Source organism: Deinococcus sp., from assembly GCF_018260555.1.
GTDB lineage: Bacteria > Deinococcota > Deinococci > Deinococcales > Deinococcaceae > Deinococcus.
On sequence record NZ_JAGLBB010000054.1, the window covers coordinates 1 to 22,216 of the forward strand.

The 22,216-nt window shown below is 70.5% G+C and carries 17 protein-coding genes; 10 read left to right on the top strand and 7 right to left on the bottom strand.

Going from position 1 to position 22,216, the window contains the following annotated elements:
* Window positions 1-218 precede the first annotated feature (218 nt).
* Complete coding sequence (locus QZ271_RS10820) at window positions 219-2,519, bottom strand: endonuclease MutS2 (protein ID WP_291431325.1); 2,301 nt, start codon at window positions 2,517-2,519, stop codon at window positions 219-221.
* Window positions 2,520-2,691: 172 nt separating this feature from the next.
* On the opposite strand from QZ271_RS10820, the gene QZ271_RS10825 reads away from it, so the two are divergent.
* Entirely contained in the window at window positions 2,692-3,150 is a 459-nt protein-coding gene (locus QZ271_RS10825; protein ID WP_291431326.1) for a DIP1984 family protein, read from the top strand.
* Between the two features lie 335 nt (window positions 3,151-3,485).
* Here the strand turns inward: QZ271_RS10825 and QZ271_RS10830 are convergent, their stop codons facing one another.
* Window positions 3,486-4,787, bottom strand: coding sequence for a replication-associated recombination protein A (locus QZ271_RS10830; RefSeq protein WP_291431328.1), 1,302 nt, complete (start codon window positions 4,785-4,787; stop codon window positions 3,486-3,488).
* A gap of 85 nt (window positions 4,788-4,872) precedes the next feature.
* On the opposite strand from QZ271_RS10830, the gene QZ271_RS10835 reads away from it, so the two are divergent.
* The 7 genes from QZ271_RS10835 to QZ271_RS10865 all read left to right on the top strand — a co-directional run bounded on the left by QZ271_RS10835 (window position 4,873) and on the right by QZ271_RS10865 (window position 13,821).
* Window positions 4,873-5,160 carry a hypothetical protein gene (locus tag QZ271_RS10835; protein WP_291431331.1) on the top strand — a complete coding sequence of 96 codons (288 nt, stop codon included), beginning with the start codon at window positions 4,873-4,875 and terminating at the stop codon, window positions 5,158-5,160.
* A 256-nt stretch (window positions 5,161-5,416) separates the two neighbouring features.
* Entirely contained in the window at window positions 5,417-7,390 is a 1,974-nt protein-coding gene (locus tag QZ271_RS10840; RefSeq protein ID WP_291431333.1) for a serine/threonine-protein kinase, read from the top strand.
* A 204-nt stretch (window positions 7,391-7,594) separates the two neighbouring features.
* Window positions 7,595-7,912, top strand: coding sequence for a twin-arginine translocase TatA/TatE family subunit (locus tag QZ271_RS10845; protein WP_291431335.1), 318 nt, complete (start codon window positions 7,595-7,597; stop codon window positions 7,910-7,912).
* A 214-nt stretch (window positions 7,913-8,126) separates the two neighbouring features.
* On the top strand, window positions 8,127-9,632 hold the full coding sequence (locus QZ271_RS10850; protein ID WP_291431337.1) for a YifB family Mg chelatase-like AAA ATPase: 1,506 nt from the start codon (window positions 8,127-8,129) through the stop codon (window positions 9,630-9,632).
* A 222-nt stretch (window positions 9,633-9,854) separates the two neighbouring features.
* Window positions 9,855-10,886 carry a hypothetical protein gene (locus QZ271_RS10855; RefSeq protein WP_291431339.1) on the top strand — a complete coding sequence of 344 codons (1,032 nt, stop codon included), beginning with the start codon at window positions 9,855-9,857 and terminating at the stop codon, window positions 10,884-10,886.
* Window positions 10,876-11,997 carry a [LysW]-lysine hydrolase gene (locus QZ271_RS10860; RefSeq protein WP_291431340.1) on the top strand — a complete coding sequence of 374 codons (1,122 nt, stop codon included), beginning with the start codon at window positions 10,876-10,878 and terminating at the stop codon, window positions 11,995-11,997. Before QZ271_RS10855 ends, QZ271_RS10860 begins: the two co-directional genes overlap by 11 nt.
* Window positions 11,998-12,075: 78 nt before the next feature.
* A complete protein-coding gene (locus QZ271_RS10865) occupies window positions 12,076-13,821 on the top strand; it encodes an SLC13 family permease (protein WP_291431341.1) in 1,746 nt (581 codons plus the stop codon).
* Window positions 13,822-14,007: 186 nt separating this feature from the next.
* Here QZ271_RS10865 and QZ271_RS10870 read toward each other — a convergent pair whose 3' ends face one another.
* Window positions 14,008-14,169, bottom strand: a complete 162-nt coding sequence (locus QZ271_RS10870; protein WP_291431342.1) for a hypothetical protein — start codon at window positions 14,167-14,169, stop codon at window positions 14,008-14,010.
* 47 nt (window positions 14,170-14,216) lie between these two features.
* Entirely contained in the window at window positions 14,217-15,503 is a 1,287-nt protein-coding gene (locus QZ271_RS10875; protein ID WP_291431343.1) for an MFS transporter, read from the bottom strand.
* Window positions 15,504-15,773: 270 nt separating this feature from the next.
* Here QZ271_RS10875 and QZ271_RS10880 point away from each other — a divergent pair, with 270 nt between their 5' ends.
* Window positions 15,774-16,832: a C40 family peptidase gene (locus QZ271_RS10880; RefSeq protein WP_291431344.1), complete on the top strand. Its 1,059-nt coding sequence runs from the start codon at window positions 15,774-15,776 to the stop codon at window positions 16,830-16,832.
* A 156-nt stretch (window positions 16,833-16,988) separates the two neighbouring features.
* Here the strand turns inward: QZ271_RS10880 and QZ271_RS10885 are convergent, their stop codons facing one another.
* Window positions 16,989-17,210 (bottom strand): transcriptional regulator, encoded by a 222-nt coding sequence (locus tag QZ271_RS10885; RefSeq protein WP_291431345.1) that lies wholly within the window; start codon window positions 17,208-17,210, stop codon window positions 16,989-16,991.
* Window positions 17,211-17,596: 386 nt separating this feature from the next.
* Here QZ271_RS10885 and murA point away from each other — a divergent pair, with 386 nt between their 5' ends.
* Complete coding sequence (murA, locus tag QZ271_RS10890; RefSeq protein WP_291431346.1) at window positions 17,597-18,880, top strand: UDP-N-acetylglucosamine 1-carboxyvinyltransferase; 1,284 nt, start codon at window positions 17,597-17,599, stop codon at window positions 18,878-18,880.
* Window positions 18,881-19,267: 387 nt separating this feature from the next.
* Here the strand turns inward: murA and QZ271_RS10895 are convergent, their stop codons facing one another.
* Complete coding sequence (locus QZ271_RS10895; RefSeq protein ID WP_291431347.1) at window positions 19,268-21,121, bottom strand: ABC transporter ATP-binding protein; 1,854 nt, start codon at window positions 21,119-21,121, stop codon at window positions 19,268-19,270.
* Window positions 21,122-21,533: 412 nt separating this feature from the next.
* The coding region (locus QZ271_RS10900; protein ID WP_291431348.1) for an NAD(P)-dependent oxidoreductase at window positions 21,534-22,216 on the bottom strand (683 nt) is incomplete at its 5' end.

The window sequence follows — 22,216 nt, forward strand, 5'->3', positions numbered from 1 at the left end:
GGACTGGTCAGCGTGTTCACGGGGGATATTCTCATGCCCAATTTCTCTGTCTGATCGTCCCCTGCTGAGCAGTTACCGCTGTAGTTCTGAATCAATCCGAGCGGACGCGAGGAGGAACAGCCTACGCCCCTTCGCGATATGGAGCCGCAGGCGGCGCCCTTCCGACTGTGGCGCAGTGGAGCGCAGTCCGTATCATGAGGCGACGAGTCAGGGAACGGTCAGTGGCGGATGTTGACGATGGTGACGCCGTGCCCGCCCTGGTTGGCTTCGGCGTCGTGGAAGGATTCGACCTTCCGGTCGGTCTTCAGGTACTCGCGCAGCAGGCGGCGCAACACGCCCTGGCCCTTGCCGTGCACGACCCGCAGCGGACTTTCTTTCAGGGCGTGCGCTTCGAGGATGGCGGTCCGGAGTTCCTCGACGGCCTCCTCGACGCCCATGCCGCGCAGTTGCAGTTCGTTCTGGAAGGTGCTGGCGGCGACCGCTCCGGCAAACGCCGCGCGCGGGCTGCGCGTCTTGGGGGCCGTGACCTTGGGTTCCTGTTTGAGCCGCACGTCGCGGCGCTTCACGCCGACCTTCATGACGCCGAGTTGCACGACCAGGTCGTCGCCGCGCAGTTCAAGCACCTGCCCGGCGGCGTTGTAGGCGGGCACGTCCACGCGGCTGCCCACGCGGATGGGGTCGCCGCGTTCCTCGCGCACGATGGGGGCGGGGCGGGCCTTCTGCGCCGAGACGCGCAGTTCGCGCAGTTCCTGCATGACGCGCGGGCGGGCGCTGTCCTCCTGCGCGCGGGCCCGCAGGGTGCGGACGCGTTCGATGGCGTCGGCGTACAGGGATTCGGCTTTCTGGCTGGCCTCGGCCAGCATCTCGTTGCGGCGCAGTTCCAGGGTCTCGCGTTCCTGGCGCACGCGGCTCCGTTCGGCCTCGGCGTCGCGTCGGGCGGCGGCGGTGCCTTCGAGCTGCTCGCGCAGGTCCTCGCGTTCGCGTTCCAGTCCCTCGAGCATGCGCTCCATCAGGCCGGCGTCGGGGCCCAGGAGGTCCTCGGCGCGGCGCAGCACGTCGGCGGGCAGGCCCATGCGCTGCGCGATGGCCAGCGCGAACGACCGGCCCGGTTGCCCGACCTGCAGCACGTAGGTGGGGGCCAGCGTGTCCACGTTAAAGCCCATGCTGGCGTTCTTCAGGCCGGGTGTTTCCAGCGCGAACAGTTTCAGCGGGGACAGGTGCGAGGTGATGATGCCGCGCGCGTCCTGCGCGAGCAGCGTCTCGATCAGGGACTGCGCCAGGGCGGCGCCCTCGTTGGGGTCGGTGCCGCTGCCCAGCTCGTCCACCAGAACCAGCGTGTCGGGCGCGGCGTGCCGCAGCACGTAGCGCAGGTGCTTGAGGTGAGACGCGAAGGTACTGAGGCTCGCCTCGATGCTCTGCTCGTCGCCGATATCCACCAGCACGTCTCGCACCACGGGAAGTTTCGCGCTGGCCGCCGCGACGTACAGACCGCACTGGTGCATCAGCACCGCGAGCCCCAGCGTCTTGATGGTGGCGGTCTTGCCGCCCATGTTCGGGCCGGTGATCAGCAGCAGTTTCGTGTCGCCCAGCGTCACGTCGTTCGCGACCGGGTTCTCGATCAGCGGGTGGCGCACCTCGCGCAGGTCGTAGGTACCCACAGAGCGCTCCGGGCGGTTCAGTCGCCAGTCGCGGGCCAGGCGGGCCTTGCAGGCGATCAGGTCCAGTTCCCCGACCGTCACGAGCGTCATGGGCACGTCCGCGTCGCCGGCCAGCAGGCCCGAGAGTTCCGTCAAGATGCGGCGCACCTCGGCTTCCTCGTCGAGGATCAGGCGGGTGAGTTCGTTGTTCAGTTGCGTAACGGCGGCCGGTTCCACGAAGTACGTCTGCCCGGTCGCGCTGGCGTCCACGATGATGCCCTGCACCTGCCCCACGCGGCTGGCCTGCACGGGCAGCACGTAGCGGTCGCGGCGGATGGTGACGATGTGCTCCTGAAGCACGTCCGACCATTTTTCCAGCGTGGCGGTCAGGCGCTCGCGGATGCGGCCGCGCAGCGGCTCGATGCGCTTACGCAGGTCGCGCAGGCGGGGGCTGGCGTCATCCCGCACGGCCCCGTCGCGGTCCAGGGCACTCAGGACGCGGCGCACCAGTTCACTGTGATCACCCAGCCCGGTCGCCACCTCCCGCAGCGGCCCGCGCGAGTTCACGCCGATGGCCCGCTTGACGGTCATCGCGCCGTCCAGCGAGTACGCGGCGCTCAGCAACTCCGGGCCCGACAGCACGCGGCCCTCGGCGGCGCGGGCGTGCAACTCGCGGATATCGTGAATCCCGCCGAGGCTGAGGCTCACGCCGAACAGCGCGTCCTCGACCTCGTCGAGTTCCCGCGCGATCCGCTCCGGGTCATCCGAGGGCCGCAACGCACGGGCGCGCTCTGCGCCCAGCGACGTGGCACTGCGCTCGGCCAGCGCATCGAGAACACGGGGAAAATCAAGGGCGGACAGGGCGCGCGAATCGAAGGACATCTCATCAGGAGCATACCGGCCCTGCCTCCCCGACACCGTGCGCCGAGTGGCTTATCCGGACTGCGGTTGATCGGGTGAAGGTGCGAATCAATCGCATTCCGTGTCAGAAAGCCTTATCTCCCTTCAGCCCGCCCCGCTTTCGCCCCGCACGACTGCGCGTTACCCTGCAGGCATGAAACTTGCCGAGGCCCTGATCGAACGCGCCGACCTGCAAAAACGCGCCGCGCAACTGGAAGAACGCCTCGTGAAGAACCTGCTCGTGCAGGAAGGTGAGGCGCCCGCCGAGGACCCACAGGCGCTGCTGCGAGAGTTCACGGAGGTCGCCGCGCGCCTGGAGGCGCTGCTGCCCCGCATTCACCGCGCGAACCTGCGCGCAACCCTCCAGGGCGGCCAGACCCTGACGGACGCCCTGACCCGGCGTGACCTGCTGGACCTGCGCCTGCGGGTGTTGCGCCGCGCCGCCGCGACCGCCAGCGACCGCCCTACCCGCTACAGCAACAGCGAGGTGCGCATCCTGTCCGCCATTCCCACCCGCGACTTGCAGGTGCAGGTAGACGCCCTGGCGAAGGAACGCCGGGAACTGGACACGCAGCTGCAACAGGCGAACTGGTTGACGGACCTGCCCGAGTAGGCCCACACTGCCGGTAGGGAGCGTCCGCGCGAGCGGAGACCTACCTCGCAGCGGGGAACAAGGCTGCAGCCTACAGACGCCGGGGCGGCGTCGCCGGACCGACCGGCCCGACCGGGCACGCCCAGCACGCAGCACCCCTCACCCGGCACCGCGCACCCCTCACTCCCACGGCCTCGACGCCGGGCGCTTCCCAGAGTTCCGCCCCCCCGCCAGCCTCCGCACGCCGGAGCGGCGGGGGGTTTTTGCTGACAGCCCGCGCAGACAGCCCGAGCAGACAGCCCGAGCAGGTGCGGTCCCGCCCGCCAGGGCAGCGGGGCCTGCGCTGACAGCGGGTTTCAGCTCCCACTTGTCTCTCCTTCCCCGTGCGCGTCCCTGAGTTTGCGCCAGCGTTCGGCGACGCGGGCTTCCCAGCCTTCGCCCGTGGGGGCGTACAGGTCCAGTTGCACGCCTTCGGGCAGGTAGTTCTGGGCGAATGAGCCTTCGGGGTCGTCGAAGTAGTACGCGTAGCCTTTGCCGTAGCCCTGAACGCGCATCAGGGCGGTGGGGGCGTTGCGCAGGTGCAGGGGAATGGCGAGGCTGCCTCCGTCGGGTCCGGCGCCGTCACGGACGGCGTTCAGGGCGTTCTTCCAGGCCACGTACACGGAGTTGCTCTTGGGGGCCAGCGCGAGGTACACGACCGCCTGCGCCAGCGCCAGGTCGCCTTCGGGACTGCCCAGGAATTCCACGGTGTCGCGCGCGGCGACGGCCAACCGCAGGGCCTGCGGGTCGGCGAGGCCGATGTCCTCGGCGGCCATGCGGACCACGCGCCGCGCGACGTACAGGGGATCGGCGCCGCCCTCGACCATGCGGGCCAGCCAGTACAGCGCGCCGTCCACGTGGCTGCCGCGCACGCTCTTGTGCAGCGCGGAAATGAGGTTGTAGAAGTCCTCGCCGTTCCGGTCCATCTGCGGCAGGTGTCGCCCGAAGGCCTCGGTGATCGCGTCGGGCGTGACGGGGTTACTCAGGGTTGCCGCGACTTCCAGGGTGCTCAGCGCGCGGCGGGCGTCCCCCTCTGCCAGGCGCGCGAGGAGATCCAGCGCTTCCGGCTCGGCGGTCACGCCACTCAGTCCGCGCGGGTCGGTCAGGGCGCGTTCCAGCAGGCCGCGTACCTCCTGCGGCTTCAGGGCTTCGAGGACCAGCGTGCGGGCGCGGGAGCGCAGGGCGGGGTTCACCTCGAAGCTGGGGTTCTCGGTGGTCGCGCCGATCAGGGTCAGCAGGCCCGACTCGACGTGAGGGAGCAGCGCATCCTGCTGCGCCTTGTTGAAACGGTGAATCTCGTCGAGGAACAGAATCGTCTTCTGGCCCCGGCCGCGCAGGCGTTCAGCCTCGGCGGTGGCGTCCCGCACGTCCTTCACGCCTGCCGTGACGGCCGAGAGCCCAATGAAGTGCGCGCCGACCTCCCCGGCCAGCAGCCGGGCCAGGGTGGTCTTGCCCACGCCGGGCGGCCCCCACAGGATCAGGCTGCCCAGCCGCCCGGACCCGAGCACGCGCGTCAGGGGTCGGCCGGGGCCGAGCAGGTGCGTCTGACCCACGACCTCCGCGACCGTGCGGGGCCGCAGGCGTTCGGCGAGGGGAGCGGGCGGGTCGAACAACGTCACGCGTGCAGGATACGGGCGGGCCGCAGGGGAAATTGAGGCGCGGTGCGGGGTGCGCCGCACCCCAATCACGGCGCACAATGACCGCATGGATGAACATACCCTCCGCCACCAGATCGAACTTGCCACCCTGCCCGCCGGGGTCACGGTGACCCAGGTACCCGGTGCGGGCGTGGTCCTGCGCGCCACGCACGGCCAGGAACACGGCGAGCAACGCGGCCTGGAAATCCAGCTGACCGACGACGCCGGGCGCATGTACGGCGAGGGCCCCGCCGTGGCCACCGCCCTGACCCGCCTGAAACAGGCCGCCCAGGCTGGCCTGCCCGCCCGGCGCGCGGACGGCACCTACGAACGGCTGGTGTTCGTCGGCGACTGATTCCGGACGCCCGCGCCAGAGGTAGGCAGCAACCGTTGCGTCCGGGCGGACGCGGGGAGCAGGACGGATTCCAGGCGTGCAGTGGGCAACCCGGCGCCTGAGCGGGTCGTGAACGAAACAGGCGGCTGTCCGTGCAAGCGAGTGGGTGGCGGGGTTAGACCGGCAGGCCAGTCACCAATCACTGGCCACCCATCATTCGCCGCTGCCCGCGCCCGCCGCCCGCCCCTGCTGGCTGCCGGGCGCTACACTCGCGGGTATGCCGCTCGATTCAGGCTCTGTGCTGGTGGGTCGTTATGACCTGCTGGATCTGCTGGGCGAGGGTGGAAGCGCGCGGGTGTTCCGGGCGCACGACACGCTGCTGGGCCGGGACGTGGCCGTGAAGGTGCAGCACGCGCACGTGCCTCCCAGCGACCGCGAGAGATTCCTGCGGGAGGTGCGGACCCTGGCGCGCCTGACGCATCCGGGCGTGGTGCCGGTGCTGGACCTGGGAGCGGAACCGGAGGGGGAGCGGCCGTTTTTCACGATGCCGCTCATGACGGGCGGCCCGGTGACGGCGCTGGGACCGCTGGAGGACGCGCCGGGACCACTGGAGCGCTTCCTGACAGGGGCGGCATTCGTGTCGCGGGCGCTGCATTTCGTGCATGGGCGGGGAATCACGCACCGGGACCTGACGCCAGGGAACGTGCTGCTGGACGATTCGGGGCTGCCGCGCCTGATGGATTTCGGGCTGGTGGCGCTCAGTGACCACACGCGGCAGTTGACGCGCAGCGGCGTGACGCTGGGCACCCCGGCGTACATGGCGCCCGAGCAGGCGCGCGGGGTGGGCGTGGGGCCCCTGAGTGACCTGTACGCGCTGGGCGCGGTGCTGTACCGCGTGGCGTGCGGCAGTCCGCCGTTCGTAGGGGACAGCGATCAGAGCGTGCTGTACCAGCATGTGTATGAGGCCGCGCCGGACCCGCGTGACCTGAACCCGGCGGTGCCCGACGCGGTGGCGAGGGTGCTGCTGACGCTACTGGCCAAGCGGCCCGAGCACCGCCCGGAAAGTGGCGAGGCGCTGGCGCACCTGTGGGCGCTGGCGCGGCGGGAGGTGTGGACGGCGCACGTGCGCGGCCAGTACCGGGGTGGGCGCACCCGGACCGGGGAGCACCCGGACGGGCCAGCGCGCGTGGCGGGCCTTCGGGAAGTCTGGAGCGTGCCGCTGCCGGGCGAGGTCACGTGGCCGGCCGCCGTGATGGGCGAGGCGGATCTCGTGGCGGTGGGTACGCGAGGCGGGCAACTGGTGCTGACGCACACGTCGGGCCGGCCGTTCGCGACGTACGCCGCGCGGGATGAGGTGACGGCCCCGGCGACCTTCCAGGATGGGCACGTGCTGTTCGGTGCCTGGGACGGCACGCTGCGGCGCGTGGACCTGCACAGCGGCGCGGAAGTCTGGATTCACCGGGCGCGGGCGGAACTGACGGGCGCGCCCACGCTGTGGCAGGGGCAGGTGCTGGCCAGCAGCCGCGACGGGCACCTGTACGCGCTGGACAACGCGACGGGCGAGTTGCGCTGGGCGTACCGGACGGGCGGGCCGGTGGCGGCCAGTCCGCTCGTGTGGGCGGGCGCGGCGCTGATCTGCGACGAGAACGGCTGGCTGCACGCGCTGGACGCCCGCAGCGGCACGCCCATGTGGAAAGTCGAGATCGGAACGGTGCACGGCACCCCGGCACTCCTGCCGACCCGGCCGGGCGAGGCGACGCTGGTCGTGGCGACCTGGGAGGGCGAGGTGCACGCGCTGGCGCTCAGCGCGGCAGGCGGGCGGGTCACGCTGCGCAGCGGCGAACCGACCCTCTGGACCTACGACCTGGAAGACGAGGTGTGGGCCTCCCCGGCCCTGACCGGCGCGGACCGCGAGTCGGGCGTGGCGATCCTGGCCGGGTGGGGGGGCATGGTGCGGGCGCTGCGCCTGTCGGACGGCGAGGACCTGTGGTCGCACACCATGGAGGGCCGCGTGACGGCCAGTCCGGTCATCAGCGCCGGCATGGTCTTCCTCGCCTCCGAAGCCGGTGAGCTCAGGGCGCTGGAGGTACGCAGCGGGGCCGTGCACTGGTCTCACCGGGAGTCGCAGGGCGTGCAGGCCACCCCGCTGGCGGCGGACGGTACGCTGTACGTGGCGTTCATGAACGGCACGCTGCGCGCCTACCGCAACGCGCCGCTGGGACCGCCACGCGCTCCGTCCGGCCTGCCCTGACGCGGCGCCGGGGGACCAACTTCACGCCCGGAGGGGCGCCCCGCTCCCGCCCGCTCCCCTCGGATGAACCGCCTGGGCGAACCATTCAACCGGAGCCCTGAGCGCGCGGAGATGACATTTGATGGAACGCGGCGCCCTACACTGACAAGACACAAGGGAGTGGACGGCCCCGACGGGCCGCTCCGGCCCACCCTGGAGGAAATCATGCCCAATCTTGGCCCCGGTGAACTGATCGTCATTCTGCTCGTCGCGCTGGTCGTGTTTGGCCCGCGCAAACTCCCCGAACTGGGCAAGAGTCTGGGTGCCGGCCTGCGCGAATTCCGTAAAAGCACCCAGAGTCTCAAAGACGGCCTGGACGGCACCCTGAACGACGGGCCGCCCGCAGCGGCGGTGCAGACCATTCACGCGTCGCAGGCCGTGGCCATCCCGGCGGCCCAGGCTGCCGTGCCGACCAGCGGGGCGGCGCAGCCGGTCGCTCCGGCACCGACCGTGTCGGTCGTCAAGGACAACACGCCCGCTTGAGTCTCTGGGGTCAACGCGTCCCCACCGGTCATGCCGCGCGTGGTCGTCGGGACGCGTGCTGTCAGAGCGGTGACTGTTAAAGAGTTAGGGGCTGGGGGACGGCCACCGTGGTACTCACAGCCGTGCGCTGGCGTGGCTGCCCGCAACGGTTCTGTCAGGCGGGGTTTGCTACGCTGGACCACGTGAAATTTTACACAGTCCGTAGGGTCCGCTGATGCTGGCCCGCGCCCGCAGTGTCGCCCTCATCGGTGTGGACGCCGTTCCAGTCGAGGTCGAGGTGGACGTTTCGCCGGGCCTGCCGGCCTTCACGGTGGTGGGCCTGCCGGATCAGGCGGTCAGCGAGGCGCGCGAGCGGGTGCGGGCCGCCGTGCGGAACGCGGGACTGCCGTTCCCGGCGGCGCGGATCACGGTGAACCTCGCCCCGGCTGACCTGCGCAAGGAGGGGCCGCTGTACGACCTGCCCATCGCGCTGGGGCTGCTGGCCGCGCAGGACCTGCTGCCGGCGGCGGCGCTGGCAGGCACGCTGGTGGCCGGTGAACTGGCGCTGGACGGCAGCCTGCGGCCCATCTCGGGCGCGGTGAATCTGGCACTGCTGGCGGCTCAGCTGGGGTTGCCGGCGCTGCTGCCCCTGGGGAACGCACCCGAGGCGGCGCTCATCGAGGGCGTGCCGGTGTTCGGGGCGAGCACCCTGGCACAGGCCGCCCGGCACCTGAGCGGCTCCCACCCGCTACCGGTCACGCCTGCGCCCGAAGCGCAGGTGCCAGAGGACACGATGCTGGACCTCGCGGATCTCAAGGGCCAGAGCGGGGCGCGCCGGGCACTGGAGATCGCCGTGGCAGGCGGGCATAACCTGCTGATGGTCGGTTCGCCCGGCAGCGGAAAGACCATGCTGGCGCGACGCGCGCCGGGCCTGCTGCCGCCCCTGACGCGGGCCGAGGCGCTGGAGGTCACGCGGATTCACTCGGCGGCGGGGCTGCTGGCCTCGCGGGGCCGCCTGAACCTGGGGGCGCCCTTCCGCGCGCCGCACCACACCGTCTCGGATGCGGGGCTGATCGGTGGGGGCGGCGTGCCCCGGCCCGGCGAGGTCAGCCTCGCCCACCGGGGCCTGCTGTTTCTGGATGAATTTCCGGAATTCAGCCGCAAGGCCCTGGAAACGCTGCGGCAACCGCTGGAGGACGGCACGGTCGTGATCAGCCGCGCGCGGGCGACCGTGCAGTACCCGGCGCGCTTTCAGCTTATTGCGGCCATGAACCCCTGCCCGTGCGGGCACCTGGGCGACCCGGAAAAGGCCTGCGTGTGCACACCGTCCGAACGGACGCGCTACGCGGCGCGGCTGTCCGGGCCGCTGCTGGACCGCATTGACCTGACCGTGCGGGTGCCCCGCCTGACGATCGAGGAACTGACCCGCGCGCCCGAACCGGAACCCACGGCCCCGGTCCGCTTACGGGTGGCGGCGGCCCGCGAACGCATGCTGGAACGTCAGGGAAGCCGGAACGCTGACCTGGCCGGGCAGGCGCTGCGGCAGCACGCGCCACTGGCCGCCGGTCCCGAGGGCTTTGCGCGGGCCGCCGCGAAGCAACTGGGCCTGACCGGGCGCGGGTATGACCGCCTGCTGCGCGTGGCCCGCACGGTCGCGGATCTGGCGGGCAGCCCCGAGATCCGCGAGGCGCACCTGGCCGAGGCAGTCACGTACCGCCCGCGCGAACTGGGCAGCGGCTGATACGGACCCCGGTGCAGCGGCGTGTCCTCCCGACTCAAACCGGGCGTCGCGAGCAGGGGCAACGCTGACCGTGGAGTGGGGAAGCTCGGCACGGGGGCGGGTCGTGAACGGGACAGACGGAACCCGTTTCTCTCCTGCTCGCCGCGCCCGGTTTGAACTGTTGTGCAACCCTTTGCCCAGCGGTCCGTATAATTTCGCAGAACTGCCGTACAAGGAGTGACCATGACACAGCGCCAGAGTGAACGAGCCGCGCAGACCCTGCAGAGCATCGGAATGACCGCCGCCCCCCTCACGTCCCTGGAGCGCGACGAGGCGCTGTTCGTCCTGACGGCCGACACCCTGCTGTTTCAGGACGGCGACGGAACGCGCCGCGTGACCCTGCGGGACCTGACCCGCATTCACAGCGATCAGGAGGGCACGCTGCGGGTCGAGACTCCGGCAGGCACGGCCCTGACGGCCAGTCTGCTGGGCTTCGATCCGGCACAGGTGCAGGCGTTCTTCGGGCAGGTGCGGGACGCCACGGCCCGCGCCAAGGAGCAGCCGGTCACGCCACTGCCGTCAGCGGACGGTCCGAAGACCTTCAGCCCGGCCGCCGCCCCTGCCCCGGCACCGACTCTGGCCTCCACTCCTGTCCCCACCCGGGCACCGACTCCTGTCCCCACCCGGGCACCCACCCCTGCCCCCACTGCGGCGCCCGCACCTGCTCCGGCACCCACGCCTGCACCCACGCCCGCTCCGACCTCGGCCGGGCCGGAGCGTCTGGACGGGCCGGTCGTGATCTCCTCGTCGGCCTTCTCCCCCACCCGCGCCCAGCCGGAAAGCCGTCCGCAGCCGGACCCCCGCCCGGTGCCGGATCTCAGTAAACCCCGCCCTTCAGCGCCCGCGCCCGTGGCGGCCGAGCGGCAGCCGACCCCGGCGTCTGCTCCTGCCGCCGCTCCGGCGCCGGTGCGGGCCGAGGTGGCGGGTGTGCCCCCGCGCGGCGCGGCGCCGGCCGTGGCGATGCTGGCGCAGCAGGCCGACGCGGTCGAGGGCGTGACGGGTCGCCTGCGGGTGCTCGGCGCGGTGCTGTTCGTGGCGTCGGTGGCGCTGGCGTTCTTCCAGTTCTCGGGTGCAGAGCCGCTGGCGGCGCTGTGGACGCTGCTGGCAGGCGGGGTGGGCAGCATTGCCCTGATGGCGCTGGCGGATATCGCGCGGCTGCTGGTGTCGCTGGCCCGCGCGTCGAGCGCCCCGGGCGGGGTGATGGATGCCGAGTGAGAACCCCGGCCCGGCGCAGGACGCGCGTGACCTGCTGATCCGCGCCGTACAGATCGCGTCGCTGTCCGGGCAGGAGGGGCCGGTGGCGGACTTTCTGAGCGGCTGGATGGCCGCGCACGGCTTCAGCGCGCGGGTGGATGAGGCCGGGAATGCCGTGGGGGAGCGTGGCAGCGGCCCGCTGACCGTGGCGCTGCTGGGGCACATGGACACCGTGCCGGGCGAGATTCCGGTGCGGGTGGACGCCCACGGCGTGCTGCACGGGCGCGGCAGCGTGGACGCCAAGGGACCGCTGTGCGCGTTCATGGCGGCCGTGGCGACCCTGCCGCCCGGGGCGCTGGCGGCGGCGCGGTTCGTGGTGATCGGCGCAACCGAGGAAGAAGCGCCCAGCAGCCGGGGCGCGCGGCACATCCGGGAGGTCCTGCAACCCGACGTGGTCCTGATCGGCGAACCGAGCGGCTGGGAGGGCCTGACGCTGGGCTACAAGGGCCGCCTGGTCGTGAAAGCCGGGGCTCAGCGCGAGAACTTCCACACGGCGGGCGAGGGCCGCAGCGCCGGGGACGACCTGACCGAGGCGTGGTTCCGCGTGCGTGCCTGGGCGGCCACGGCGGGCGAGGCGGGCGGCGTGTTCGGTGGGGTGCAGGCGACCGTGCAGGACATCACGGCGGGCACGGACGGCCTGACGCAGCAGGCGCGTGCCACGTTCGGATTGCGCCTGCCGCCCGCCGTGAGTCCTGAGGAGGCCGAGGCGACCATCCGCGAGTTGCTGGCCGACCTGGACAGCGTGACCCTGACCTTCACCGGCCATGAGAGCGCCGTGCGGCACCCCAGGGACAACGCGCTGACGCGGGCCATGCGGGTCGCGATCCGCGCGCAGGGCGGCGTGCCCGTGTTCAAGGTCAAGACCGGCACGAGTGACATGAACGTGGTGGCCGCGCACTGGCCGGTGCCTACCCTGGCGTACGGGCCGGGCGACAGCGCGCTCGATCACACGCCCGAGGAACGCCTCGAGCTCGCGGAGTACGACCGCGCCGTGGCCGTGCTGCGCGAGGCCCTGACGCGGCTGGCGACCGGCGGGTCGGTCAGCGCAGGCACCGACGCCCAGCCAGACTGACGGGCCGGTCAAGCTGGAGTGTCTTCCGGTTTTTCTCATGTCAATGGCGGCGCGGCGCGTCACGCTGCCCGGTGACCCATGGACCCCATCCTGATCCTGCTGATTCTGTTCGTCGCCGCTCTGGTGCTGTTCGCCACCGAATGGCTCCCGGTGGATGTAACCGCGCTGGGCCTGCTCTCGGCGCTGCTGCTGCTGGGCCTCCTGAAGCCCAAGGAGGCCTTCGCGGGTTTTGGGAGCGACACGGTCCTGACCCTGGCCTCCCTGTTCATCCTGACGCGGGTGCTGCTGCGCGCCGGGGTGATCGAGTGGATCAGCGTGACCCTGGCCCGCCGGTTCGGGAACCCCACGACCACGCTGCGCGCCCTGCTGGGCACCGTGGCGGGCGTCAGCGCCTTTACGAGCAACACCGCCACGACCGCCGTGTTCCTTCCGGTCGTGGCGGGCCTGTCCCGCCGCGCCGGGATTCCCGCGAGCCGCGCGCTGATGCCCCTGGCGTTCGCCAGCATCCTGGGCGGCACGGTCACCATCATCGGCACGAGTACCAACCTGGTGGTGTCGGGCGCGCTGCCCGGCGCGGGCCAGCAACCGCTGGGCTTTTTCGAGCTGGCCTGGGTGGGGTTGCCGGTCGCCGTGGTGGGCCTGGCGTACCTGTTCTTTATCGCGCCGCGCCTGCTGCCCGCCCGTGACGCGCAACTGGAAGAGTCGCTGCGGGCGTACCTGGCGGACCTGACGGTCGCGGCGGGCAGTCCGCTGGTCGGGCAGACCCTGCGGGAAACCGGGCTGGGCCGCGATCACGGGCTGACCGTGGTGGCCGTGCGTCGCGGTGATCAACCCACGCAGTACGGCCCGGCACCGGACTTCCGGGTGCACGAAGGCGACACCCTGACCGTCGAGGGCCCGACCGAGCGCATCCTGGCCGTCAGGAGCACCCTGGGCGTGATCAGCAAGAGCGAGCAGAAACTCGGGCAGGCCGAGGGCGGCGCGGTGCGGCTGGTCGAGGCGGTCGTCATGCCCGGCTCGCCCCTGCTGGGCCGCACCCTGAAAGAAGCGCGCTTCCGCGAGCGCTACGGGGCGTCCGTGCTGGCGCTGCACCGCCGCGCGCGCAACGTCGAGCGGCTGGGCGGCCTGCGCATTCAGGTGGGCGACGTGCTGATGGTGCAGGGCGGCGCGGACCGCATCGATTCGCTGGGCGAGTATCTGGTCGTCCTGGGCGACCTGACCGAGCGGCAGCGGGACCTGCGCCGCGCGCCCCTGGCCCTGCTGCTATTCGGCGGGGCCGTGATCCTGGGCGGGCTGAGCGTCGTACCGCTGGCCGTGGCGGTGGTCGTGGCGGTCGCCCTGAGCCTGATGTTCCGCCTGATCACGCCCGAGGAGGCGTACGGGTCGGTGGAGTGGCCTGTGATCGTTCTGGTTGCGTGCATGCTGGCCTTCGGCACCGCCTTCGAGGACAGCGGCGCGGCCCGCACGCTGACTGGCGCGATGGCCGGCGTGCTAGAACCGCTCGGGCCGTACGGCCTGCTGGGGGCGCTGTTCCTGGTCACGGTGCTGCTGACGCAGCCCATGAGCAATCAGGCGGCGGCGCTGGTCATGCTGCCCCTGGCCATCGGGACGGCCGGGGCGCTCGGGTACGACCCGCGCCCCTTCATCATCGGAATCACGGTGGCGGCCAGCAACTCGTTCATCACGCCGCTGGAACCGTCGTGCATGCTGGTGTACGGACCGGGGCGGTACACCTTCATGGATTTCGTGCGGGTTGGGTCGGGCCTGACGGCCGTGACCTTCGTGGTGGCCCTGCTGATCATCCCGCGTGTCTGGCCATTCTGATACGGATTCCGGTGGCTTCGCTGCGGTTCCGAATCAATCGCAGTGGGTATCATACGGATTCCGATTGATTTGCTGCACTTATGAATCAATCCGAGCGGACGCGAGGGGGAACAAGGTACGGAGTGGGGGGTATGGAGCCGCAGGCGGCGCTTTTGCGACTGTGGCGCAGTGGAGCGGCAGTCCGTATCAGATGAACAGCGGCGCGTCGAGGTCGTCGGGCAGGGGGCGGCCCTTGCGGGCCAGCAGCGCGGCGGTGGTGCCGATCCCGATGATCGCGCCGAGGGCGACCATGATCAGGGCCCAGGTCATCAGGGCGTGCGATTGATCAGGAGTGCGGTCTGAAGCCATGCACGCAGCATAACAGCCGGTTCGCGGCGTGCGGCCTTAGGCTGGGTTCAGAGTTCATGTTCCGCCGTGGGCAGGGGTTCGCGGGGCAGGCGGCTCCAGAGCGCGGCGATGGCCACGGCGCCCAGCGCGGCGAGGGCGATCAGGCCCAGGCGTGGTCCCAGCGGGCCGCTGCGGCTGATCAGGCTGCTGGCGATCAGGGCGCCCGGGGGGCCCATGCCGACCAGCACGAAGGAGTACAGGCTCATCACGCGGCCGCGCAGCGCGTCGGGGATGGTGAGCTGGACGCTGCTGTTCGCGCTGACCAGCAGGGTCAGCATGCCGAAGCCGCAGGCGGCCAGAACCGGGAAGGCCAGGGCCGGGCCGGGCGTGAAAGCCAGGGCCACGGCGCTGAGGGTCAGGATGACGGCCCCGACCCGCAGGTTCCGCAGCGGGTTGGGGCGGCTGGCCTGCCACAGCGCGCCGACCATCGCGCCGATGCCGAACGCGGCGGACAGCGCGCCGAAGGTGGCCTCGCGCGCGCCGAACACCGCGTGGGCGTAGTAGGGGATGATCACGTTGAAGTTGATGGTGGTCAGGCTTAACGCGCCGACCAGCAGCATGACGTTGCGCACGGTGGGGGTGGCGCGCACGTAGCGCAGTCCCTCGCGGACATCTTCGGCCATGCTGCCGCGCGGGCCGGCGTCGCGGGCGGGGAACGGCAGTGTGGCGATCACGTACAGCACCACGAAGAACGACGCGACGTTCAGGTAGAACGGCAGTGCCAGGCGCGAGATGTTCCCGGCGTTCCCGCCGGCCAGCAGGGTCACGCCCAGCGCCGCGATCACGCCGAACAGCGCCTGCCCGACCGTGCGGCTCACGTTGAACGACAGGCTGTTCAGGGCCACGGCGTTCGGCACGTCACTGCGGGGCACGAAATCCACGACCATGCTCTGCCGGGCGGGCATGTCGAAAGCGTTCGCGCAGCCCGACAGGAACGCGATAGCCATCACCAGCGGCAGCGTGACTAGCCCCAGGTGGGTGGTGACGGCCAGCGCGGTGGCGGTCATGAGCAGCGTGGTCTGGGTGAGCAGCAGCACGCGGCGGCGCGGCACGCGGTCGATCACGGCCCCGGCGAACAGCGAGAGCAGCAGGCTGGGCATGAACTGCGCGGCCGTCACCCAGCCCAGGGCGCTGCTGCTGCCGCCCGAGAGTTCCAGCACGAGGTACTGCTGCGCGGTGGCCTGCATCCACGAGCCGGTCAGGGACAGCAGCTGCGACAACCAGTAACGGCGGTAGTTGGGGTGGCGCAGGGCGCTGAAGGTCCGGGCGCTCCACGCCTGGGCTCGGGTCATCACACGGATTACCATACGCCCACTGACCGCGTGCCGCACGGCTTGAGTGCGCACCGGCGGCCACCCGAGCGAGACGGAGGCGCGCGTGCCGGGCCAGCCCAGGAGGAGGGTGGGGGCACTGGCAGGAATCGGGGCCGCGTGTTACCGTGCGGTGATCAAGGTCGGTTCATGCTCACTTCACAGTTCACGCCTCTAGCTTGGTCGTCCTGCCCGGCCCCAGGGCACCCGCCTCCACCGCCCCTGTCCTTCCCCGGTCCCTGCGAGTCCTGACCCATGCCTTGCCTGCCAGCCCATCACTCCGCCCGCGACGCGCGCCGCAGCTTACTGAGTGCCCTGCTGTCCGTGCTGCTGGGCGCCTCGGTGGCCGCCGCGCAGGGCAACCCGCCGGCAGGGCCGCTGCCGGGCAGTCCGGGTGCGCCCGCCACCTTGCAGGCCACGCCCGCGCCGGACCTGCGCGGCCTGGGCAGCGTGACGGTGCAGCCGGGCGACACGGCCTTCAGTGTGGCGCGCCGGGCAGGCCTGAGCGTGGAGACCCTGCTGACCCTGAATGGGCTGGGCACCCCGGACCTGCGGGTTGGGCAGGTGCTGCGGCTGCAGGTCGGGCCGTCAGCCGCGCCGCCTCACCGCGTGCAGCCCGGCGAGACACTGTACGCCCTGGCCCGCCGCTACGGTGTCATTGTGGACGCCCTGCTGACCGAGAACGGCCTGCCTCCCGGCACCGTCTTGAAGGTCGGGCAGGTGCTGCGGCTACCGGCCGGCGCGCACGATCAGGGCGCGCCGCCTGCCCAGGCGCCGGCCGGCGTGGGCGGCTCGCCTTTCCTGCCAGGCGTCCCGCCACAGGTCGCCCCGGTCCTGCAACCCGCCCAGGAGATGCCGCGCGTGCACAGAGACGGGCCCCCCGACGCCGCCAGCCCCCAGGAACCGCGAGGAGCACCACCCGCGCGCGACTGGCACGAGGCGGCGATGAACCTGCTGGGAACCCCCTACCGCTTCGGGGGCGAAACGCCGGGCGGAACGGATTGCAGCGGCTTCGTGCGGCTGGTCTTCACGCCGCTGGGCGTGAATCTGCCGCGCGTCAGCGCCGATCAGGCGCAGGCAGGACGAGCCGTCGCGGACCGGGACCTGCTTCCTGGCGACCTGCTGTTCTTCGACACGGAAGGTCATGGGCGCGTGTCGCACGTGGGCATCTACCTGGGCGGCGACGAGTTCGTCAGTGCCAACAGTTACCAGGGGCGGGTGAGCGTGGACCGTCTGCAGGGCGACCGGTACTGGGGGCCCCGTTACCTGTGGGCGCGGCGCGTCCTGGAAAGCCCGGCGGCCCTGGCACGCTAATACGGACTGCGCTCCACTGCGCCTCAGACGGAAAAGCGCTGCCTGCGGCTCCATACCGCGAAGGGGCGTAGGCTGTTCCTACTCGCGTCCGCCCGGATTGATTCAGAACTGCAACGCATCAATCGGAATCCGCAGAGGACAGCCGCGCCGAGGCGTTTAGCCTTCGGCCAGTTCGTCGGTCTCCAGAATGGCGCGGTACTGTTCGAGATTCTCACCCTCACCGAGTTCCCGCGCGATCTTCTCGATGGCCAGACGAACGACTTCACTCTTGCTGATCAGTCGTTCCGGGCTGGACAGTTCATAGGCCGTGCGGGTCAGCAGGGCGTCCTGTTCGTCGCTGATGACCACCTGCAGGCGTTTACGTTCCTTCTTAGGCATGCCTCTCCTGAAAGGGACCTCGCCTGAGTCTGGTCTGGCAGGCCGGGGACGGGGTCGTCCGGGCAGCGTAGCACGGCACCTGAGTACCCTCAACATCAAGCTGACCTGAGTGTGATCCTCTTCAGACGCCCCTGTTCAGACGCTGCCCTTCAGATGGCACTGTTCAGGTAGCACTGTTCAGAGGCCGCTGTTCAAAAGCGGCCGTGCCGGTTCGGCTCATCCCCCGGCGCGCGGCAGCCTGTATGGTCAGTATGGACACACCGTGAGCACGATGTGTAACATGCACCTGTACCGTGCCGGGCCGGGCTGTGACCCTGGCGACCGCGCTCCCCGACTGCCCTCAGCCTCCTCCCAACCCCGAGCCTGCTCACGAAAGGAAGAATCCCATGCAACTGACCCCACTGCACGTCCAGGGCGGCCGCCAATTGAGCGGAGAGATTACCGTTCAACACAGCAAGAACGCCGCGCTGCCCATTATCGTGGCCAGCCTCCTGAGCAGTGAAAAGGTCACCCTGCACGGCATTCCGCGCCTCAGTGACGTCAACACCATCCTCGACCTGCTGGCCCACATCGGCACGCAGCACACCTGGGTAGGCGAGAACAGCCTAGAGCTGCACACCCCCGAGATCCTGAATACCGACGCGCCCTACGCGCTGGTCAGCAAGATGCGCGCCAGCTTCATCGTCATGGGCCCCATCCTGGCCCGCGCCGGGCACGCGACCGTCTCGATGCCCGGCGGCTGCGCCTGGGGACCCCGGCCCGTCGATCAGCACGTCAAGGCCCTGCGCGCCCTGGGAGCCCAGGTCAGCGAGGACGGCGGTAACTTCGAAGCGACCCGTCAGGGCAGCCTGAACGGACAGTTCATCTTCGAACTGCTGACTGTGGGCGGCACGCACAACGCCGTCCTGGCGAGCGTGCTCGGGGACGGCGTGGTCACGCTTGAGAACGCCAGCATCGACACCGACGTGGTCGACATGATCGAGTTCCTGAACAGCCTCGGGGCCGACATTCAGGGCGCCGGGACGAACACCATCACCGTGCGCGGCGTCAGCGCCCTACGCGGCGGCACGTACACCGTCATTCCCGACCGCATCGAGGCCGGCACGTTCATGATGCTGGCCGCCGCGACCCGCAGCCGCTTGATCCTGAACAACGTGCGCCCCGACCACCTGCGCGCCGTGACCGGCAAGTTGCAGGAAATGGGCGTGGACATTCTCGAGGACGGCACCCGCATGATCGTGGACGCCACGAACCGCGAGCTGAGCCCCGTGAACCTGACCACCCAGAGCTACCCCGGGTTCCCCACCGACCTGCAACCCCAGATGAGCGCCCTGCTGGCGACCGTTCCCGGCACCAGCGTCGTGCAGGACCCCGTGTACCCGGACCGCCTGACCCACGTGGCCGAACTGACCCGCATGGGCGCCAACATTACCGTCAGCGGGTACACCCAGGTCATTCAGGGCGGCCCACTGCACGCCGCGCCCGTCAAGGCCGCCGACCTGCGCGCCGGGGCCGCGCTGTTCATCGCGGGCCTGACCTGCGAGGGCGACACCATCATCGACGGCGTGCAGTACCTCAACCGCGGCTACGAACGCCTCGCCGAGCGCCTGCGCGGCATCGGCGGGAACGTCACGCAGAACGACCAGAGCCTCGCGCTCGCCATGGACTGACCCAGCCTCCGATCGAATGGCTTTGTAGGCCATTCAATCCGAGCGGTTGCGAGTGGAAGAGAAACGGGTTCCGGGCGTGGAGTTGGCAACCCGGCGATGTTCCGGGTTGTCAGCGAAACAGACGCCAGTCTGTATGAACCGGACTTCCACCAGTCCACCCAGAACACGCCCCACCACCTGACCGTGGCGGGGCGTGTTTCATGGCCCTGCTCCCACATCCTCGCCTTCAAGCGCGGCGCCCGCTTCGGCTCCCACTCGCGCTACTGGGCTGGAACGGGTTGTGCCCACCCCTGCACCGGAATCCGTACCAGGCGCAGAGCGCCCAGACGCGCAGGACGGGCATTCCAACCTTCCGCTGCTGCGCGCCGCACTCTGCGCCCACTAGCGTCAGGGGACGCTGAGTTCCGCCTGGCCTTCCTGCTGCGCGCGGAACTGCAACTCGTACAGGTCGCGGTACAGGCCGCCCTGCGCGATCAGTGCGGCGTGCGGGCCATCCTCGACAACCCGGCCCGCATCGATCACCACGATCCGGTCCGCGCCCCGGATGGTACTCAGGCGGTGCGCGATCACGAAGGTCGTGCGGCCCTGCATCAGCCGCTCCAGCGCCGCTTGTACCAGTGACTCGGACTCGTTGTCCAGGGCGCTGGTCGCCTCGTCCAGAATCAGGATGCGGGGGTCCTTGAGGACCGCGCGTGCAATCGCCACGCGCTGCCGCTGCCCGCCGGACAGTTTCACGCCCCGCTCGCCCACCACCGTGTCGTAGCCCTGCGCGAAGCCCATGATGAACTCGTGCGCGTTCGCCGCGCGGGCCGCCGCCTCGACCTCCTCGGGGCGCGCGCCGGGGCGGCCGTACAGGATGTTCTCGCGCACCGTGCCGCTGAACAGCAGCGTCTCCTGCGGCACCAGTCCCACCTGGGCCCGCAGGTCCGACAGGGCGTACTCGCGCACGTCCCGGCCGTCCACGCGCAGGGTGCCGGCCGTCACGTCCCAGAAGCGCGGAATCAGGTTCACCAGCGTCGTCTTCCCCGACCCGCTCGGCCCGACCAGCGCCACGACCTGTCCAGCCGGGACGTCCAGCGTCACGTCCCGCAACACCGCGCCGCGCTCCCTGGCCCCCGGCTCGCCCGCCCCTTCGTAGGCGAAGGTCACGCCGCTGAACGTCACGCGGCCATCGGCGCGCACCAGCGGCGACGGCTGCGCGGGCTGCGGCAGGTCACTGCGCTCGTCCAGCAGCTCGAAGATCCGGCCCGACGCGCCCAGCGCCTCCTGAAACTGATTGAAGATTCCCGTCAGGCCCGCCACCGTTGCCCCCACCTGAAGCGCGTAGAACAGGAACGTCACCAGATTCCCCGGCGTCAGGGTTCCCGCCATCACCTGCCGCCCGCCGTACCACAGCACCACCGCCAGCGCCCCGAAGGTCAGGAAACTCATCACGCCCGTCATCAGCGCCTGCCACTGCGCCCGCCGGAGCGCCGCCCGGAAACTCGCCAGCACCCCCTCCCCGTAGCGGGCCTGCTCCACGCCCTCAGCCGTGAAACTCTGCACGACCCGCACGCCACTGATCGCCTCCTCGGCACTGGCGTTTGCGCCTGCCACGGCGTCTTGCACCTCACGGCTCACCCGGCGGATCTGCCGACCCACCACCACCGCCGTCCCGATCACCAGCGGAATGACCGCCAGCGTCAGCAGGCTCAGGCGCGCGCTCGTGCTGATCAGCAGCACCACCGCCCCCACCAGACTCACCGTCTGAGCCGCCAGTTGCGCCAGCGCCGTACTCGTCACCGTCTGCACCGTGCCTACATCCGAAGTCAGGCGGCTCGTCAGGTCCCCCGTCTTGTGCTCCCCGAAGAAACGCGGCGAGAGCGTCAGCAGGTGCGAGAACACCGCCCGCCGCAGGTCCGCCACCACGCCCGCCCCCACCCTTGAGAGCAGGTACGACTGCGCCGCCCCGAACACCGCCGACAACGCAAAAATGCCCAGCAGCAGCAGCACCGTCCGGTCCAGCTGCGACGTATCAGATGACCCCACCCGCAGGAACGACGCATCGATCAGACGCCCGAACAACGCCGGGAACACCAGATTCAACCCACTCGACACCAACGTCGCCAGCAAGCCCACCACGAACAACGCCCGGTACGGCCGCGCGAACGCCAGCAGCCGCACCAGCTGACGCGGATCACGCTTCACGCGCGGAGCATCCGGACTTAAAGGAGGAGCAGGGCGGCCAGGACGGGAGAACATACCCACAAGGTACGCGCGATGAGGCGTGGCCTGTGAGGAGAAGGGAGCGGAAAGGCAACACCGCTGCTTCGCAGGACACAGCTGCTTCGCAGGACCCCTCAGTCAGCTACGCTGACAGCTCCCCTCAAGGGGAGCCAGGAACACCGCTTTTGCAGAAGCTAAAAAAGTAGAACCTTCTGGCTCGCACCAAGAACTCCTGCCCCGCAACCGTCGTGGCAACCAAGCCCGTCGTGCGCGCAGCGCGCGGGGCGCGCGGGGCGAACGCAGCGGGCGCGAAGGATGGCGTGTGAGGCGTGGCCGTCCCCACCCAACACCCACCACCAACGCCCGCGAAATACCTGCCCAGTGCCAACGAAAGCCCCCCCTGTCCCCCTGGGGTAGGGGGCTGGGGGGTGGGGAATCAGTCGAAGTCTCAGGCCAGCGCCACTTCCGGAGCCGTGTACGGCAGTTCGAAGGCGTCGGCCACGCCCTGGTAGGTCAGTTTGCCCTGGTGGGTGTTCAGGCCGAGCATGAGGGCGGGGTTGCGGTGCAGGGCGTTGGGGCCGTGGTCGGCAAGCAGCAGGGCGTACGGGAGGGTCTGGTTGGTCAGGGCGAAGGTGCTGGTGCGGGGAACGGCGCCGGGCATGTTGGCGACCCCGTAATGAATGACGCCGTCGATCACGTAGGTGGGATCGTCGTGGGTGGTGGCGTGGATGGTTTCGACGCAGCCGCCCTGGTCGACGGCGACATCAACGATGACGCTGCCTTCGGGCATGAGCCCCAGCATGTCACGGGTGATGAGATGGGGGGCTTTGGCGCCGGGAATGAGGACGCCGCCGATCAGGAGGTCGGTGGTGGGAAGCAGGTCGCGGATGTTGGCCTCGCTGCTCATCATGGTGGTGATCCGGCCGAAGAACACGTCGTCGAGGTACGCGAGGCGGCGCTGTGACACGTCGAGGATGGTGACCTTGGCGCCGAGGCCCATGGCCATCTTGGCGGCGTTGGTGCCGACCACGCCGCCGCCGATGATGGTGACGTGGCCGGGTTGCACGCCGGGCACACCGCCGAGCAGGACACCGCGCCCGCCGACGGGCTTTTGCAGGTGGTACGCGCCGG